The organism is Amycolatopsis sp. NPDC059027, assembly GCF_042739735.1.
GTDB lineage: Bacteria > Actinomycetota > Actinomycetes > Mycobacteriales > Pseudonocardiaceae > Amycolatopsis.
Map to the genome: position 1 here is coordinate 54,295 of NZ_JBHYIK010000047.1, position 16,284 is coordinate 70,578.

Here is a 16,284-nt window from a genome sequence, read left to right on the forward strand (position 1 = left end):
CGTGGCGGCGGATCCGGAACGCTGGAAACGGCCCCGCTGAGGGTGGCCGGTCGTCGAGGCGTGAAGGGGAGCCGTCCTGCGTATGTCCGAGAATCTGACACATCGTCTGGCCGAGCATGTTCGTGAGCATGGCTGGAACGAGCGGACGGCCTATCTCGCCGACGACCGCGCCTGGACGTTCGCCGAGGTGTTCGCGGGTGCGGCGCGGGTGGCGGGCGGGTACCGCTCGGCGGGCCTGCGTCCCGGTGACCGGGTTCTGCTCGCGCTGCCCGACAGCGTCGAGCTGGTGTGGTGCCTGCTCGGCGCCTGGCAGGCCGGTGTCGTCGCCATTCCGGTGAACGTCCAGATGAGCCAAGCGGACCTGACCCGCGACGTCGCGACGGCGGAACCCGCGTTGGCCGTTGTCGACCCCGAGACCGCCGGATGGCTCGACACCGCGGGGCTGGTGCCGACCACCCGCGCCGAGCCGCTGGCCGCGGGCGAGCCGGACACGGGGTTCGCGGACGGCGGTGACGCGGCCGCCCTGGCGGTGTTCACCTCCGGCACCACGGGCGCGCCGAAGCTGTGCTTCTACCTCCACCGCGACTTCGGTGGCCGGCGGAATACGCTCGCAGAGGCGGCACCCGGGACCGTCGCGCTTTCGGTGTCACGTATGTACTTCCTGGGCGGGCTGGGCATTTCGCTGTTCACCACGTTCGAAACCGGTCAGACCACCGTGCTTTCGCGGCCGCGTGCGACCCCGGCCGCGGCGATCGAACTCCTGCGCCGCCACGAGGTCACGGTCCTGTTCGCGCAGCCGAGTTTCCTGGCGCGGCTGCTGCTCGAGCCCGGCCACGCCGAGGTGTTCGGCAGGCTCCGGCAGGTGATGTGTGCCGGGGAGGTGCTCTCGGCGCGGGTGCGCGAGAAGCTGGTGCCGATTTTCGGGGACCGGCTGCTGAACCTCTACGGCGCCACCGAGATCGGCGGGATCGCCGCCGGCCGGCCCGCCGAGTACGACGCGCCGTCGGCGGTCGGGCCCGCCTTCGAGGGACGGCCGATACGCGTCGTCGACGCCGAGGGGAACGTGTTGCCCGCGGGCACGCAAGGGGAGTTGCACATCCGCGTCCCCTTCGCCACCCGTGGTGTCGCGAAGGGCAGCCTCGGCCCCGACCAGTTGCTCGACACCTGGTGGCCGACCGGGGACCTGGCGACGATCGACGAGAACGGCGTCGTGCACGCACACGGCAGGCTGGACGACGTCGAGGTGATCGGCGGGCAGAACGTGGTCCCCGGTGAGGTCGAGCGGCTTCTCGAAAGTCATCCACGCGTGCTTGAAGCGGCGGTCAGCGCCACCCGGCTGGCGGCGGGCGACACCAGCCTCCGCGCCTACGTGGTCGCCGCTCCCGGAAGCGGCACCGAGCCAGGCGGAGACGGCGACGCGCTGGGCGCCGAGCTGATCGACCTCGTCCGCTCCCGCCTGTCCTGGTACAAGGTCCCGCACGACGTCGTCTGGCTGGATGCCTTGCCGCGCAACGGAAACGGCAAGATCCTGCGCAGGCAGCTCCGGGCGTCCGGCGATCAGTTCGTCTAGGTCCCGGACCGGTCGAGGGCCGCGTCCACGCCCAGCGCGCCACCGCGGCGGAATTCCTCGGCGAAGACGGCGTCGCCGAGCGCGGTGCTCGCCAGGCCGGTGATCCGGTCGACGTCGTCGCGTTCGGCGGCGGGCAGCGGGGCGCCCACCCCGGCCCGCGCCGACGCGGCGGCGCCCAGCAGCCGGGCGGCCCGCCGATGCTCGCCGCTCAGCGCGTACGCCCCGGCCAGTCCCTCCATGGCCAGCGCGATCGCGCGCGGGTCGCCGAACCGGTGTGCGACGGCGAAGCCTTCGCGATGCAGCCTCAGCGCCTCCTCCGGGTCGCCGCGTAGTTCGGCGACGAAACCGAGTTCGGCGAGGATCAGCGTGTTGCCGGGTTCGAAGTCGACCTGCCGGTTCCAGGCGAGCAGCGTGCGCAGATGCTGTTCTGCGACGGCGAATTCGCCCTCCCGGCGGGCGCCGAGCGCCAGCCCCGTCAGCGCGTACATCTCGCCGGGGCGGAAGCCGTGCTCGACGCCGACCCGCTTGGCGCGTTCGTGAAAGTCCTTTGCCTGCGCGTAGTTCTTCCGCAGCAGCGCGGCCCGGCCCAGCCAGGACAGCTGATAGGACACCTCCGGCCAGAGTTCCAGTTCCTCGGCCATTCGCAGGCCCTCGGTGTACCGCGCGGCGGAGCGGGTGTAGTCCCCGGCGATCGTTTCCAGGATGCCCTGGGCGAACGAGGCCTGCAGCCGGCCCCACTGGTCGCCGAGTTCGCCGAACAGATCCGCACTGCGGTCGGCGTTGCGGCGAGCTTCGGCGACGTCGCCCTTCGCCAGCGCCTGGCTGGCCAGATCGCTGCACGCGGCGGCGATGCCCCAGTCGTCGCCGGTGGCGTCGAACTCGGCGAGCGCCTCTTCGGTCAGCCGTTCGGCCCCGGTCAGATCGGCCACAGTGGACAGTACGTATCCGAGGAACCATTTGGCCCGCGTACTCGGTGTCGTGCCGTCGGCGGCCTGATCGGCTTTTTCGCCCGCCAGGATCCCGATTCCGGTCAGCATCGCCCGCGCGTCCGCCCGCGCCGCCGGATCACCGCCGGGCAGGGCGAGCGCGGTACGCAGCGAGCGGATCGCCTCGGTGAGCCTGCCGCGCAGGAACCAGTACCAGGTCAGGGCGTTCGCCATGCGCAGGGCCCGGTCCGGCTCGCCCCACGCGGCCAGATTCTCCAGCGCGGCACGGAGATTCGCGGTGTCCGCGTCGAGCCGGCGCAGCCAGCGCCGCTGCTCGCGGCCCCGGAGACCGCCGCCGGAGCGCTCGGCGAGCCCCAGGTAGTAGTCGGCGTGCCGCCGCCGCACCGCGTCGAACTCCCCGGCGTCGCGCAGGCGTTCCCGGCAGTACTCCGCGACCGATTCCAGCAGCCGGTACCGCGGCTCGGTGGTGCCTGCCGGCGTCACCAGCGAGCGGTCGACCAGCTTGGCGAGCAGGCCGAGGACCTGCTCGGGCACCACGCCTTCCCCCGCGCAGACCGCCTCCGCCGCGTCCAGCGCGCAGTCCTCGGGATGCACCGCGAGCCTGCGCAGGACCAGGCGTTCCGGCTCGGTCAGCAGCTCCCAGCTCCAGTCGATCATCGCGCGCAGGGTCTGTTGCCGGGCGGGCGCGCCGCGGCGGGTGGTGTCCAGCAGCCGGAAGCGGTCGTCCAGCCTGCGCAGCAGTTCGGCGACGCCGAGCGCGCGGACCCGGGTCGCGGCGAGTTCGAGCGCCAGCGGCAATCCGTCCAGTTTCCGGCAGATCGCGGCGACCGCGCCGGCGTTGTCACTGTCCACAGTGAACTCTCCGGCCGCGTCGGCGGCGCGGGCGGCGAACAACCGCACCGCGCTGTCGGAGTCCAGCGGCGGGACGGCGAACTGCGTTTCCCCGGCCAGGCCGAGCGGTTCCCGGCTGGTGGCGAGGATCCGCAACTCCGGTGCGGCGCGCAGCAGCCGCGCGACGACCGCCGCGACCGGTTCGATCACCTGCTCGCAGTTGTCCAGAACGAGCAGGATCTCCTTACCCCGCAAGGAATCCGCGATTCGGTCCGCCGGATCGGACGGGTGCGCGGCGGCCTCGTCGCGGACGCCGAGCGCGGCGGCGATCGCCTCCACCACCCACTCCTCGGGCGGGCAGACGGCCGGCTCGCAGGACTGCCGCTCCAGCCCGGCGAGTTCGACCAGCCGCGCCCCGGCACCGAAGCCGTCCGCGAGGCGTCGCGCGGTCTCCAGCGCCAAGCGGGTCTTGCCGACCCCGCCCGGCCCGGTCAGCGTCACCAGCCGGGATTCGCCGACCAGCGCGCGCACGGCCCGTACCGCGGCCGTCCGGCCCACCAGCTCGGTCAGCGGCACCGGGAGGCTGACCGGCGGCCGGGCCTCGACGGCGTCGAGCGCCGGATCCTGCGTCAGGATCGACCGGTGCAGCGCGGTCAGCTCCGGGCCGGGGTCGAGCCCCAGCTCCTCGGCGAGACGATGACGTACCTCGTCGTAGGAGGCCAGGGCTTCGCACTGCCGACCGGACGCGTAGAGCGCGCGAATCCGCAGTGCGCGTAGCCGTTCCCGCAGGGGGTGCTGCTCGACCAGGTCGGCGAGTTCCCCGATGACGGCGGCGTGTTCGCCGAGCGCGAGCCGCGCCTCGGCAAGGTTCTCCCGCGCGACGAGCCGCTCCTCTTCGAGCCGCTGGATCACCGGCCGCGCGAACGGTTCGTCCGCGAATTCGGCGAGCGCGGGACCTCGCCACAGCGCCAGCGCGTCGGACAGCAGCGCGGCCCTGGCACGGGGATCCTCGATGCCGCGCGCCTGCTCGGTCAGCGTCCGGAATCGCGCGGTGTCCAGCGCGTCCGGCTCGATCCGCAGCAGATAGCCGGGGGGCTGGTGCACGACGAGCCCGCCGCCGTGTCCCGGCTCGGCGCGTTCCAGCGCACGGCGCAGCTGGGAGACCTTCGTCTGCAGGGTGTTCACCGGGTTGCCGGGCGGCCGCTCGCCCCACAGGTCGTCGACCAGGCGGTCCGCGGAGACCGGCCGTCCCTCGTGGACCAGGAGGTCCGCCAGCAGCGTGCGCACCTTCGCCTCGGGCACCCGGACCGGCCGGTCGTCCTCGGTGAACACGGCCAGCGGCCCCAGGATCCCGAATCGCACGAACCCACCGTATCCGGCGTCGTGCGCGGACCCGCAGCGAACCGTGCGCGCCTCCCGGCACCGTGATCGGCAGACGACGAACTGGAGGAGAACATGTCCGAGAAGAGGACACCGGTGACCGTGCTCGGGCTCGGCGCCATGGGCAGCGCGCTGGCGGGTGCGCTGCTGACCGCGGGACACCCGGTGACGGTGTGGAACCGCTCGGCGGGCAAGGCCGCGCCCCTGGTGGCGAACGGAGCGGTGGCGGCGGGGACCGCCGCCGAAGCGATCGCGGCGAACGAGCTGGTGATCGTCTGCCTGCTGGAGGACCGGTCGGTGCGCGAGGTGCTCGGCGCCGGTGCGGACGCGCTGGCGGGCAAGGCGGTGGTCAACCTCACCAACGGCACGCCGCGCCAGGCACGGGAGCTGGACGAATGGGTGTCCGCGCGCGGGGCGTCGTTCATCGACGGCGGGATCATGGCGATCCCGCCGATGATCGGCCAGGCGGGCGCGTTCGTGTTCTACAGCGGGCACCGGCAGTCGTTCGACGCGCACCGCGCGGTGTTCGACGTCTTCGGCGAAAGCCGTTACGTCGGCGACGATCCGGGGCTCGCCGCGTTGCACGATCTCGCCCTGCTGTCCGGGATGTACGGCCAGATGGCGGGGATTCTGCAGGCGTTCGCGCTGATCCGCAGCGCGGGTATCGCGGCGGGCGAGTTCGCGCCGCTGCTGCAGGGCTGGCTGACCGCGATGGGCGGTTACGTGGAGCGGGCCGCCGCGCAGATCGACAGCGGTGACTACGGACGGGACGTGGTGTCGAACCTGGCCATGCAGGAGGCGGCCTTCGGCAACTTCCCGGCGGTGGCGGAGGAGCAGGGCGTCAGCTTCGAACTGCTCGCCCCGCTTTGGCCGTTGCTGACGCGCCGGGTCGAAGACGGGCACGGCGCCGAAGACATCACCGGCGTGATCGAACTTCTCCAGAAATAGCGAGGAAAGCCATGAGTGACAAGGGTTTGACAATGATCGGGCTCGGCCCGATGGGCCAGGCTATGGTGCGTTCCTACCTGGCCGCCGGTCACCCGGTGACGGTGTGGAACCGGACCGCGAGCCGGGCGGACGACCTGGTGGCCGAGGGCGCGACCCGTGCGGGCACGGTCGCCGAGGCGCTGGCCGCGCACGAGGTGGTGCTGCTCAGCCTGACCGACTACCAGGCCATGTACGACCTCCTCGCGCCCGAGGGCGATGCCCTGCGCGGGCGGGTGGTGGTCAACCTCAGCTCGGACACGCCGGAGCGGACCCGGGTGGCCGCGGAGTGGCTGGCCGCGCGCGGCGCCGAGCTGATCGCCGGTGGCGTCATGGTGCCCGCGCCCGTGGTGGGCACGGAGCATTCCTTCGTGTTCTACAGCGGGTCCCGGCCGACCTTCGACCGGATCGAACCGCTGCTCGCGGTGATCGGACGGCCGGACTACCGGGGTGCCGATCCGGGGCTGGCACAGCTGTACTACCAGGCGTTGCTGGATTTGTTCCTCACCACGCTGTCCGGATTCCTGCACGCCGGCGCGTTGCTCGGCACGGCGGGGGTGAGCGTCGAGACGCTGGTGCCCTACGCGCAGGAGAATCTCGCGCTGGCGTCCTCGCTGCTCGGTGAGGCCGCGGAGTACATCGACTCCGGCGCGCATCCCGGCGACAAGGCGAACGTGCTGATGATGGGCGCCACCGCGGAGCACATCCACACCGCGAGCCGGGACGCCGGAATCGACCCGGAGCTGCCCGCCGTCGTCAAGGCGCAGTACGACCGCGCGATCGCCGCCGGACACGCCCGCGACAGCTGGACCAGCCTGATCGAGGTCATCCGGGGCAAGGCGAGCTGACCGTCCGTGAAGGCCTCCTTACCGGCGTTGAGCGCCGTGAAGGAGGCCTTCACGGCTCGTCGGGTTCTCCGGTCGGGAAGAAGATCGCGCTCGCCAGGCGCGGGCGGCGGCCCGGTGCCGGGGAGTTCTCCCATCGGGACCGGAACAGTGCGACGAGTTCCTCGACCATTTCGGCGTGCTCTTCGTCGGTGAGCCACATGACGCCCTGCCGGTAGCCGACGAGATCGGCGGGCGGGTCGGCGTCCTCCCGGTCGAGGTAGTTGCCGAACTCGGCGAGCAGCGCGGCCATCGCCCCGGTGAACGCGCGGCGGTGGTCCTCCAGCGACATCGTCTTCGCCAGGTCCAGGTCGATCTTCGCGTTGTCGCGCTGGAGCCGGTAGTAGCGCTCGACGGCGCCGTGCACGCGCTTCTCGTCGACGACCTCCAGGATTCCCGCTTTGGCCAGCAGGCCGACGTGCCGGTACACGCTGGTCTTGGGCACGTCCGGCAGGCGGGCGCACAGCTGCGTGGTGGTACGGACGCGGTCACCGGACATCGCTTGCACGATGCGGTTCCGGACGGGGTGCAGGAGCAGGTCGAGCGTGTTCACGGCCAGACGTTCCCATATCTGCTACCGTTATCAAAATTGGGAACGCAGAGAGCGGGGGGTTGGCTGATGACCAAGCTGAGCGAGCAGGCGGTACGACCGCTGCGGACGCTGGATCCGGACGGGCCGCTGGACGATCTCGCCTGGCTGGACGAGGTGGTCGGCGACGCCAGGGTGGTGGCGATCGGGGAGGGATCCCACTACCTCGCCGAAAACCTGATGCTGCGCCACCGGCTGACGCGGTATCTGGTCGAGCGGCACGGCTTCAGCGCGTACGCGATGGAGACCGGTTTCACCGAAAGCTGGCTGGTCCACGACTGGATCCGCACCGGCGAGGGAGACCTGAGCCAGGTCATGGCGAACGGCGTGACTTCGCTGATGGGCCTGTGGCCGCAGCTGCGCGCGCACCTGGAGTGGATGCGGGGCCACGAGCGGCCGCTCGGCTTCTACGGCGCCGACCTCGGCGGCTCGGTCGTGTCCCTGCTGCCGAGTCTCGACGCGGTGACCGCGTACCTCGCCAAGGCCGATCCCGGGTTCACCCCGGACCCGAAGATTCGCGAAACCGCCGATGTCTTCGCGATCCCATCCGCGTTCTCCATCCCGGAAGGCATTGCGGCGTATGGAAAACTCGCGCAGGAGAGCCGGGACGCGCTGACCGCGGGGCTCGCCGAGCTGCAGGCGCGCGTCACCGGCAGGCGGCTCGACTACATCCGCGCGACCACCGTCGAGGACTACGAGCGCGCGCTCCGCTCGCTGCGCGAGGCGGTCACGATCGATCTGGTGGTGCGGCAGCTGGTCCGGGGCGAGCGACACGGGGTGCTCACCGTTCGCGACACCACGGTCGCGGAGACGGTCGAATGGCTGCTCGGCAGGGAGGAGCGGATTGTGCTCGGCGAGCACAACGGCCACATCCAGCGTGCCTCCGGGGTGTTGCCCGGTTCTCCGCCGGGCACGCCGCCCGCGACGCCGCTGGGGCTGCGGCTGGCCGACCGGCTGGGTGAGGACTACGTGGTCATCGGCGTCACGCTGGGGTCGGGCCAGACGCTCACCGAGCGCCCGGAGTTCTACCAGGGCGAGATCTTCATGGACCTCGAGCCGCCCGAGCCGGACAGCCTCGACGGCCTCATGGCGGCGAGCCACGACGGCCCGTTCGGCGTCGACCTGCGGCGGCTGCCCCCGGAGGACGCCGCGAAGGTACGCGCGGCGACCCGGCAGCGGCTCATGGGAACCCACTACCTCGACGTCGACGCGCTGTCCGCCTACGACGTCCTCGTGCACCTGCCGCACGTCCGCGGGGCCGATCCCGATCCGGACGTCGTCGCCCGTTCGCACCCCGACGTGCGGCAGCGGTTCCCCGCTCGCTGACGTCCCTTGTCGCGTCCTGACCTGGGCTTATGGCACCCAGCCCTGCGAAGTGGAACCATCGGGGGAGACCGCGACGATGACTGAGGTGAGAAACGAGTGCCGGAGAGACGGCGTCCGCTGTTCGGGCGAATCGATCCGTACTGCTGGTGTGCGGTGCTGCCCCTGGTGCTGGTGGCGATTCTGATCGCCGTGTCCGGCGGGCTGGTCATCGGAATGCTCTTCCTGGTGCTCGCCGGGCTGGTGCTCCTGTTCGACTCGTGGGTGAACCGGCCCGACCCGGATGAGCGCCGCCCGCGTCCGGCTGGGCCCGCTCGGGCGCCGCAGGCCGCCCCGCCCCGTCAGGCCCGCCCGCCGCGCCCGCCCGCCGGCCGTGGTCCCGTCGCGGGGCCCGGTCCCGGCGCGGGCAGGCCGGTGAGACGTCCTCGCTGATCGCGGGGAATCGACAGCCACCGGGAGACTCTTCCGCCGTGGGCCGATGGCCCGCGGATTTGCCGTACAAGGAGGTACGCAGGGGTGCGCAGGGGCATCGCGGTGTTCAGCACGGTGATCGCGTTCGCGGCGGTGCTCGGGGCCACCCCGGCGACGGCGCACCAGCGTGACGAGGCGGACGTGGGCGGCTACGCGGACGTGCTCGACCGGCGCGGCACCCCGGATCGCGCGGAACCGCCGAAGTCCAACCCGATCTCCGTGTTCTCCGACGCCGGGGCCTGGCACGCCTACGCGCTGCCCGCGGCCGGGGACACCGCGCACTACGGCGGGTTCACCGGGCCGCTCTACCTCGCGCAGGAAGGGCCCTGGTACCTGAGCCAGGCCTTCACCCGGATCTCGCTGACCGAGGACGAAACCGGGCGCGCGATCCCGCTCTCGGCCGACCCGGCGCCGGAGATGCACGCCTATCCCGGCCGCCTGGTGCAGACCTATCGCCTTCCCGGTCTCGAAGTCGAACTCGGCCTGCGGTTCGTGTCCGATCGCAGCGCCCTCGTGCAGGCCCGGATCCGCAATCTCGCGCCGCGTCCACGGGCCATCCGCGTTTCGTGGAACGGCGAATTGCTCCGCCACGGCACCGAACCGGTGCGCTCGGCGCCGCGGCTGCGCGGGGATCGCGACGGGGTCCGGGTGGAGTTCGCCAAGGTGCGGGAGCCGGGGAAGTTCGTCACCGACGGCACCGAGGAATTCCGGGTCGTCCATCCGGAACCGGTGTCCACCGTGGTGACAGGGGACGGCTATCGGACCACCCGGCGCGACGCGCTTCGCCTCGCCCCCGGCGCGGCGAACGAGCTGGCTTGGGGCGAGAGCTACACGTTCACCGCGGCCGAACGTGATCGGGAGGCGAAGACGCTGCAGGCGGCAACCTGGGCTCCGCACCTGGCGGCGGAGCGGGTCGACCAGCGCTGGCGTGAATATCTGCGGCGCGGGCTCGCCGGAGTCGCGCCGGGGGGCCGGCGCACCGCGGTCAAGGCGATCGAGACGCTGACCACGAACTGGCGGGGTGCCGCGGGCGATCTGCGTCAGGCCGGGATCACGCCTTCCTTGACCAACAGCGACTTCGCCGCGGGCTACTGGCCTTGGGACAGCTTCAAAGAGGCCGTCGGCGCCGCCCGGTTCTCGCCAGGACTCGCCGAGTCCGTGCTGCGCTCGGTGTACGAGCACCAGATCACCGCCGCCACCCCGGGGCGCGGACAGGACGCGGGGATGCTGCCGGACGTCGTGATGTACAATATGGACAGTTCCGGGGTGAACCTGCGCAACACCAAGCCGCCGCTCGGTGCGTGGGCGGTGTGGCAGACCTTCCGGCAGGGGCACGATCTCGCGTTCCTGCGCGAGATGTACCCGAAACTCCTCGCCCAGCACGAATGGTGGTTCCGCAACCGGGACCACGATCGCGACGGGCTCGCCGAGTACGGCGCCACCGTCGATCCGCTCAACCGCGACGACGCGACGCGGCTGGAGGCGGCGGCCTGGGAGAGCGGGATGGACGACGCGCCGCGGTTCGACAAGGGCACGACCATGCGTGTACTGACCAATGTGGACACACGCGGGCGGGTCGTCGGCTACTCGCTCAACCAGGAATCGGTCGACCTCAACGCCTATCTCGTGGCGGACAAGCATTATCTCGCCGAGATCGCCCGTGCGCTCGGAGACCACGCGCGCGCCGGCGAACTGACCCGGCAGGCCGACAAGCTCGCCGCGCGGGTCCGCGAACTCATGTACGACCGCGGAAGCGGCTTCTTCTACGACGTCGACATCGAGACCCACCGGCCGCTCGTCGAGCGGGGAAAGGGAACCGAAGCGCTCATCCCGTTGTGGGCGGGCGTCGCGGCTCCCGACCAGGCGGCGCGAGTGCGGCAGAGCCTGATCGACCCGGACCAGTTCGCCACGACCGTGCCTTTCCCCACCGTCGCGCGGAACTCGGCCAAGTTCGACCCCAACGGTTACTGGCGCGGCACCACCTGGGTGGACCAGGCGTATTTCGGGATCAAGGCGCTCGAAGCGTACGGCTACGGCGGCGACGCGCGCCGGGCGCGGGACAAGCTGATGACCAATGCCGATGGACTGAGCGGAAACGCGCCCATCAGGGAGAACTACAACTCGGTGACCGGAGAAGGGCGCAACGCCACCAACTTCAGCTGGTCAGCCGCGCTGGTGCTGACTCTGCTCGCCGGGTGATCACGGCGGAGTGTCGGTGCCGGACACGGCGATCCGGGTCAGGGAGGCCAGCGAGTCGGTACCGGGGCTGAGGTAGTGATCGTGGTCGGGCACGTCCGACGTGGCGAAGACGCGAGCACCGAAACCCAGGTCGGCGGGTTTGGTGCCGTGGCCGAGCCCGAACAGCCGCACCCCGGGTACCCAGCGGATCCAGTCCTCTGTGGACTGCCCGGCCCAGACCCGTGCGCTGGTACGCAGTCCGGTGACGTCGGCTACGCCCATTCCCGGGCTACCGAAGGCCGCGATGTCCGTGACCGCCGGTGGCAGCTCAGGTGCCGCGAGCCCGACCACCGTCGAACCGTAGCTGTGCCCCAGCAATGCCAAGGTCGCGTGTGGACGGACGACGGCGAGCCCGGCCACGAACCGTCGCAGGGCCACCGCTCCCGCCCGCGCGAGGTCCTCGCGTGCCGCGGAAATGCCCACGCCGTCCGGCGTGTCGTAACCGAGCCAGGCGATCACGGCGAAGTTCTCCGCACCACGCGCGATGGCTGAGCGGTACAGGTCGGCCGCCTGCACCGCGGGGGCACGGTAGCGGTATCCGCCCAGCCCGGACCAGAAGGTTCCCGCCTGGTTCGCCACTCCGGGGACCAGGACGGCGATCCGGCCGGCCGTCGACAGGTTCCCGAACACCTGCGCCACCCGGCCGTCGCCCCGCGGGTCGAAGAGCAGGAACTGCCCGGCCTGGTCGCGGTACGGCGGCCCTGCCGCACGCATGAGGAAATGGTTTGCCGCGTAGCGCAGTCCGGGCGGCGCGCCGTCCAGCGCACCGATCACGGCCGGATACCGGGCCACGAGTTCCTGGCGCCCGGACTCGTCGGCCGCGTCCAGAAAACGGTGTACGTCAACGGGATCGGCGTGCACGGGGTCCGGGAGGTGCCGGTGGTCGGCGCGCCACGCCGCGGTTCCGGCAGGGAGCGCGGCGATCGGGAGCGGCGGTGTCGTCGTGGCAGACGCCACCATCATTGCGACGGTGGTGAGCGCCGGGATCCATCCTCGGCGGTTCCTCGGGAATTCGGTCACCGGGAAAACGGTGCCGATTCGCCGGGCGCTTTTCGTCGGCCCGCCGACCGCACTGTTCGCGGCGGAAGGTAGCCCGCGGGCGTACGCCCGCGAGCCGATGCCCTCCCGGTGATCGCTGGCTACGCTCGCCGCATGCCTGTCACACTCCGTCGCCTGCCACGCGGGCTGCTGCCCGCGAGAGCGTGGACGGTTCTGGCGTGGACGGCGCTCGCGCTGTCTCCCGTCTTCCTGACTTACTGGATCGCGCGCGGCGGCCCGCCCTATGTCCTGGTCACGCTGAGCCTGGCGCTGCCGTTCTGCGTCCTGCGGCGCCGTCCGCTGGTCGTGCTGGGCCTGCTGCTCGCCGAGATGGTGGTGGTCTGGCTGACGCCGCTGCCCGGGTACCAGGCCGCGGCCCAGATCCTCCAAGCGCTGGCCACCGACCTCGTCGTCGGCTACCTCGCGGCCAGCCTCCGCCCGCGAGTTTCGCTCGGCGCCGGCGCGGCGACGTTCGCCGGGCAGCTCGTCATCGCGGACGTCGTCGGGCCGTGGGACACCAGCAAGCTCGACGTCGTTCTCCGGGCGTTGGTGCTGCTCGTCTTCTGGCTCGTCGCCTGGCTCGCCGGGAACACGATCCGCATGCGGCGGCAGTACCAGCGGGCGCGCCAGGCGCAGGCCGAGGCGGAGGCGGTGCAGGCGGAGCGGCTGCGGATCGCCAGGGAGCTGCACGACATGGTCGCGCACACCATCGGCGTGATCGCCATCCAGTCCGGGATGGCCGGCCGGGTGATCGATACTCGGCCCGCGGAGGCAGGTGAAGCCCTGCGCGCCATCGAGACCGCCAGCCGGGACACTCTCGCCGGGCTGCGCCGGATGATCGGCGCGCTGCGCCGGTCCGACGGCGAACCCGTTGTCCCGCAGCACGGCCTCGGTGATCTCGACGACCTGGTCGCGCGGTCCCTCGGCGCCGGGGTGCGCGTGGACGTCGAGTGGCGCGGTGCCCGGAGCCCGCTGCCACCCGATGTCGACCTGTCGGCGTTCCGGATCGTCCAGGAAGCGGTCACCAACGTGATCCGGCACGCCGGAACCGATCGGTGCGAGGTGGTCCTCGACCAGCGGGACGGTGAGCTGTTCGTCGAGGTCACCGACGACGGGCAGGGCGGGGAGCCGAGCGCGGGCCATGGTCTCCGCGGAATGCGTGAGCGGGTCACGCTGCTCCGTGGTGAATTCACGGCCGGACCGCGTCCCGAGGGCGGGTTCCGGGTCACCGCGCGGATTCCCGTGCCGGTGGGCGTCCGATGACGATCCGGGTCGCTCTCGCCGACGACCAGCCCCTGATCCGGAGCGGTCTGCGTGTCCTCATCGGGGAGACCGAAGATCTCGTCGTGGCCGGTGAGGCGGGGACGGGCGCCGAGGCGATCGAGCTGGTCCGGGAGACCCGCCCGGACGTGGTGGTGATGGACATCCGGATGCCGGGTATGGACGGCATCGAGGCCACCCGGCGGATCGTCGCCGGGGCCGGACCACCGCACGTCCTCGTGCTCACCACTTTCGACGAAGACGAATACGTGTACGGCGCGCTTCGGGCAGGCGCCAGCGGATTCCTCGTCAAGGACATGGCGCTCGACGACATCCTCGCCGCGATCCGCGTTGTCGCTTCCGGCGACGCGCTCATCGCCCCGGGTGTCACCCGGCGGCTGATCGCGGATTTCGCCTGCCGTGCCGAACCGGCGCCCGCCCGCCGTCCGCTCACCGGGATCACCGAACGGGAACGCGAGGTGCTGACCCTGGTCGGCCGTGGCCTGTCCAACCGCGAGATCGCCGCCGAGCTGTACATCAGCGCCGCCACCGCCAAGGCACACGTGGCGCGCCTGTTCACCAAGCTCGACGCTCGCGACCGCGTCCACCTCGTCATCATCGCCTACGAAGCGGGCCTGGTGACACCACGTTGAACGAGGGGAAACCGATGCTCCGCTCCGCTCTCACCACCGCGACGACGCACGCGCTCGCTCGCTGGACGCCTTGCCTGGACACCGAACTGCACACCCTGCGCGAACTGGTCGGCCCCGGCGACGTGTGCGTCGACGTCGGCGCGGCAGCCGGTTTGTACAGCCAGGCACTTTCCCAGCTCGTCGGGACCGCCGGAACGGTGCACAGCATCGAGCCGCTGGCCTTCTCCCATCCTTTGTGGACGCGGGTGCTCGGCGCGTGGGAGCGGCCCAACGTCGTCCGGCACACCGTCGCGCTGGGCGCCACTCCAGGCCGGGCCGCGATGCGCGTCCCGTTCGGCCCGCACGGTCCCGCCACCAGCAGGTCCTTTCTCGACTGGAAGACCACCGGGCTCGGTTCCAATGCCGAGTACGCCTACCACGTCGACATGCTCGTCGACGCCGAAACGCTCGACGGGTTCCGCGCCGGCACGGGGCTGACCCGGCTCGACTTCCTCAAGATCGACGTCGAAGGCGGCGAACTGCACGTCCTGCAAGGCGGGGAGCAAACCGTCGAGACGTTCCGGCCGACGATGCTCGTCGAAATCGAAGCGCGGCACACCGAGCGCTACGCGTACACCCCGGACGACGTCGTCCGCTGGCTGACCGCTCGCGGCTACCGCATGTACGCCTGGCGGCGTGGCTGGCACGGTGTCGACCGGGTTTGCCCGCACACCAACAACTATCTCTTCCGGCCCGCGGCAAAGGACTGACGTCTCCCTCAGCCGCCGCGCGAGTGCTGTTCGTGGTCCGGTTCGGCACCCCGCAAGACAGCCTGCAGGGTGCTCTGGAGCGTTTCGCTGGGTTCGAGGCCGAGGGTTTCGATGAGTTCGCGGCGGATGCGCTGATACGACGCGAGTGCGTCCGCGCGACGGCCGGAGCGCAGCTGGGCGATGATGAGCTGGCGGTGCATCGACTCCCGCAGCGGATGCCGCCGGCAGAGCGTTTCCAGTTCGTCGGCCACCAGAGCGTGCCTGCCGAGCCGGAGATCGGCCTCGATCCGGCGTTCCAGAACGGCGAGCCGGGTGCTGTCGAGCCCGTCCGCGTAGGTGTGCAGCAGGCCGATGTCGGCGATGTCGGCGAGTGCCGGGCCACGCCACATGCGCAGCGCCGTGCCCAGCAACGCCGACGCCTGCTCCGGCCGCCCTGCCAGCATGGCCCGGTCGCCCTGCTCGGCCAGGCTGTGGAACCGGTACAGGTCGATCCGGTCCTGGTCGGCGCACAGCCGGTAGCCGTTCGGCCAGGTTTCGATCAGCGGGTGCGGAGGCCGGTCGTGGCCAGGCGCGAGTGCTTTGCGCAGCGCGGCGATGTACACATGAAGGGCCGAGATCGCTTTCGCGGGTGAGCGACCGCCCCAAAGGACCTCGACCAGGAGATCCACCGGAATGAATTGGTTCGCGTGTAGCAACAAAATGGCGAGTACCGCGCGTTTCTTCGGCGCACTGGGTGTGCATCGGGTGGTGCCCCTCGTCACCTCCATGAGGCCGAGCACGCGAAACTCCAGCGGAAATTCGTCAACGTCGTGTGCGGCCACTGTGTCCCCCCTTGACGGCCCGCACCGCGTCCGCGTCGTGTCGTCTCGCGGCGGACACGGGCGTCACGATCGTAACGTCGGAATACCATGGTCAGGTGTTACCAGTTCTTTTCGTGACGCACTGTCCATGAACGACTTCGCTTTGCCGTGTTATCCGCATTCCTGCCTTAATCGCGCCTTTGGCCGGAATTAGTTGCCGTGTCCTAGCGTCGTCGGCGTTCTGGTTGTTCGAGCCGGCGAATGTCGCGTCACACGTATTTCCCGATCGGGTGCGGACGACGCCGGCGGCACGGGAAGGAGGTGGCGAAGGATGAAAAGGACGAGCACATTGTCCCGGGCGGCGGCGACGCCGGGGACCAAGCCGATGGTGAAGACGATCGGCTGCATCTTCTGCTGGAACCGGCACTACCGGCCGTTCGTGCGGGCGTGCGGCAAGCCGAACCCGATTCTGGTGGCCGCGTAGGGCGTGGCCGTGGCGGCGGCCGGGGTGCCCGGTGAGCCACGGTGAATGACTGCGTCGGTGTCCTGTCCGAGTGGAGCTCCACC

Annotated in this window: 15 protein-coding genes; 11 read left to right on the plus strand and 4 right to left on the minus strand. The window is 71.1% G+C overall.

Annotated features, from left to right (window positions below):
* Positions 1-82 precede the first annotated feature (82 nt).
* On the plus strand, positions 83-1,570 hold the full coding sequence (locus tag ACFWY9_RS29135; protein WP_378322916.1) for a class I adenylate-forming enzyme family protein: 1,488 nt from the start codon (positions 83-85) through the stop codon (positions 1,568-1,570).
* Here the strand turns inward: ACFWY9_RS29135 and ACFWY9_RS29140 are convergent.
* Positions 1,567-4,710 (minus strand): BTAD domain-containing putative transcriptional regulator, encoded by a 3,144-nt coding sequence (locus tag ACFWY9_RS29140; RefSeq protein ID WP_378322914.1) that lies wholly within the window; start codon positions 4,708-4,710, stop codon positions 1,567-1,569. The genes ACFWY9_RS29135 and ACFWY9_RS29140 overlap by 4 nt on opposite strands.
* Before the next feature lie 93 nt (positions 4,711-4,803).
* On the opposite strand from ACFWY9_RS29140, the gene ACFWY9_RS29145 reads away from it, so the two are divergent.
* Together ACFWY9_RS29145 and ACFWY9_RS29150 are read left to right on the plus strand one after the other, a co-directional pair.
* Positions 4,804-5,676, plus strand: a complete 873-nt coding sequence (locus ACFWY9_RS29145; RefSeq protein WP_378322913.1) for an NAD(P)-dependent oxidoreductase — start codon at positions 4,804-4,806, stop codon at positions 5,674-5,676.
* An 11-nt stretch (positions 5,677-5,687) separates the two neighbouring features.
* Positions 5,688-6,560 (plus strand): NAD(P)-dependent oxidoreductase, encoded by an 873-nt coding sequence (locus ACFWY9_RS29150; protein WP_378322912.1) that lies wholly within the window; start codon positions 5,688-5,690, stop codon positions 6,558-6,560.
* Positions 6,561-6,609: 49 nt separating this feature from the next.
* Here ACFWY9_RS29150 and ACFWY9_RS29155 read toward each other — a convergent pair whose 3' ends face one another.
* A complete protein-coding gene (locus ACFWY9_RS29155; protein WP_378340391.1) occupies positions 6,610-7,149 on the minus strand; it encodes a helix-turn-helix domain-containing protein in 540 nt (179 codons plus the stop codon).
* Positions 7,150-7,215: 66 nt separating this feature from the next.
* Between ACFWY9_RS29155 and ACFWY9_RS29160 the strand changes: the two genes are divergently transcribed.
* The 3 genes from ACFWY9_RS29160 (at position 7,216) to ACFWY9_RS29170 (ending at position 11,178) form a co-directional block, all read left to right on the plus strand.
* A complete protein-coding gene (locus ACFWY9_RS29160; protein ID WP_378322910.1) occupies positions 7,216-8,511 on the plus strand; it encodes an erythromycin esterase family protein in 1,296 nt (431 codons plus the stop codon).
* A gap of 96 nt (positions 8,512-8,607) precedes the next feature.
* Positions 8,608-8,940 carry a hypothetical protein gene (locus ACFWY9_RS29165; protein ID WP_378322909.1) on the plus strand — a complete coding sequence of 111 codons (333 nt, stop codon included), beginning with the start codon at positions 8,608-8,610 and terminating at the stop codon, positions 8,938-8,940.
* Positions 8,941-9,024: 84 nt separating this feature from the next.
* The gene (locus ACFWY9_RS29170; protein WP_378340392.1) at positions 9,025-11,178 is read left to right on the plus strand and encodes a trehalase family glycosidase; all 2,154 of its coding nucleotides are present in this window, start codon (positions 9,025-9,027) and stop codon (positions 11,176-11,178) included.
* On the opposite strand, the gene ACFWY9_RS29175 is transcribed toward ACFWY9_RS29170, so the two are convergent.
* The gene (locus tag ACFWY9_RS29175; protein ID WP_378340393.1) at positions 11,179-12,177 is read right to left on the minus strand and encodes an alpha/beta hydrolase; all 999 of its coding nucleotides are present in this window, start codon (positions 12,175-12,177) and stop codon (positions 11,179-11,181) included.
* Between ACFWY9_RS29175 and ACFWY9_RS29180 the strand changes: the two genes are divergently transcribed.
* From ACFWY9_RS29180 to ACFWY9_RS29195, 4 genes are read left to right on the plus strand one after another with little or no spacing between them, the layout of a single operon-like run.
* A complete protein-coding gene (locus tag ACFWY9_RS29180; protein WP_378340394.1) occupies positions 12,161-12,349 on the plus strand; it encodes a hypothetical protein in 189 nt (62 codons plus the stop codon). The two genes, ACFWY9_RS29175 and ACFWY9_RS29180, sit on opposite strands and share 17 nt — an antisense overlap.
* A gap of 20 nt (positions 12,350-12,369) precedes the next feature.
* Positions 12,370-13,518, plus strand: a complete 1,149-nt coding sequence (locus ACFWY9_RS29185; protein WP_378340395.1) for a sensor histidine kinase — start codon at positions 12,370-12,372, stop codon at positions 13,516-13,518.
* Entirely contained in the window at positions 13,515-14,168 is a 654-nt protein-coding gene (locus ACFWY9_RS29190; RefSeq protein ID WP_378322905.1) for a response regulator, read from the plus strand. Before ACFWY9_RS29185 ends, ACFWY9_RS29190 begins: the two co-directional genes overlap by 4 nt.
* 14 nt (positions 14,169-14,182) lie before the next feature.
* Positions 14,183-14,917: an FkbM family methyltransferase gene (locus ACFWY9_RS29195; protein ID WP_378340396.1), complete on the plus strand. Its 735-nt coding sequence runs from the start codon at positions 14,183-14,185 to the stop codon at positions 14,915-14,917.
* Between the two features lie 8 nt (positions 14,918-14,925).
* Here ACFWY9_RS29195 and ACFWY9_RS29200 read toward each other — a convergent pair whose 3' ends face one another.
* Positions 14,926-15,684, minus strand: coding sequence for a BTAD domain-containing putative transcriptional regulator (locus ACFWY9_RS29200; protein WP_378323125.1), 759 nt, complete (start codon positions 15,682-15,684; stop codon positions 14,926-14,928).
* 364 nt (positions 15,685-16,048) lie between these two features.
* Between ACFWY9_RS29200 and ACFWY9_RS29205 the strand changes: the two genes are divergently transcribed.
* Entirely contained in the window at positions 16,049-16,201 is a 153-nt protein-coding gene (locus ACFWY9_RS29205; RefSeq protein WP_378322903.1) for a hypothetical protein, read from the plus strand.
* Positions 16,202-16,284 lie beyond the last annotated feature (83 nt).

Bases quoted from the DNA above. Each gene is read 5' to 3' on its own strand.
- ACFWY9_RS29150 (WP_378322912.1), top strand. From the start codon at position 5,688: ATGAGTGACAAGGGTTTGACAATGATCGGGCTCGGCCCGATGGGCCAG.
- ACFWY9_RS29190 (WP_378322905.1), top strand. From the start codon at position 13,515: ATGACGATCCGGGTCGCTCTCGCCGACGACCAGCCCCTGATCCGGAGC.
- ACFWY9_RS29195 (WP_378340396.1), top strand. From the start codon at position 14,183: ATGCTCCGCTCCGCTCTCACCACCGCGACGACGCACGCGCTCGCTCGC.
- ACFWY9_RS29200 (WP_378323125.1), bottom strand. From the start codon at position 15,684: ATGGAGGTGACGAGGGGCACCACCCGATGCACACCCAGTGCGCCGAAG.
- ACFWY9_RS29160 (WP_378322910.1), top strand. From the start codon at position 7,216: ATGACCAAGCTGAGCGAGCAGGCGGTACGACCGCTGCGGACGCTGGAT.
- ACFWY9_RS29185 (WP_378340395.1), top strand. From the start codon at position 12,370: ATGCCTGTCACACTCCGTCGCCTGCCACGCGGGCTGCTGCCCGCGAGA.
- ACFWY9_RS29145 (WP_378322913.1), top strand. From the start codon at position 4,804: ATGTCCGAGAAGAGGACACCGGTGACCGTGCTCGGGCTCGGCGCCATG.
- ACFWY9_RS29175 (WP_378340393.1), bottom strand. From the start codon at position 12,177: ATGGTGGCGTCTGCCACGACGACACCGCCGCTCCCGATCGCCGCGCTC.
- ACFWY9_RS29205 (WP_378322903.1), top strand. From the start codon at position 16,049: ATGAAAAGGACGAGCACATTGTCCCGGGCGGCGGCGACGCCGGGGACC.
- ACFWY9_RS29135 (WP_378322916.1), top strand. From the start codon at position 83: ATGTCCGAGAATCTGACACATCGTCTGGCCGAGCATGTTCGTGAGCAT.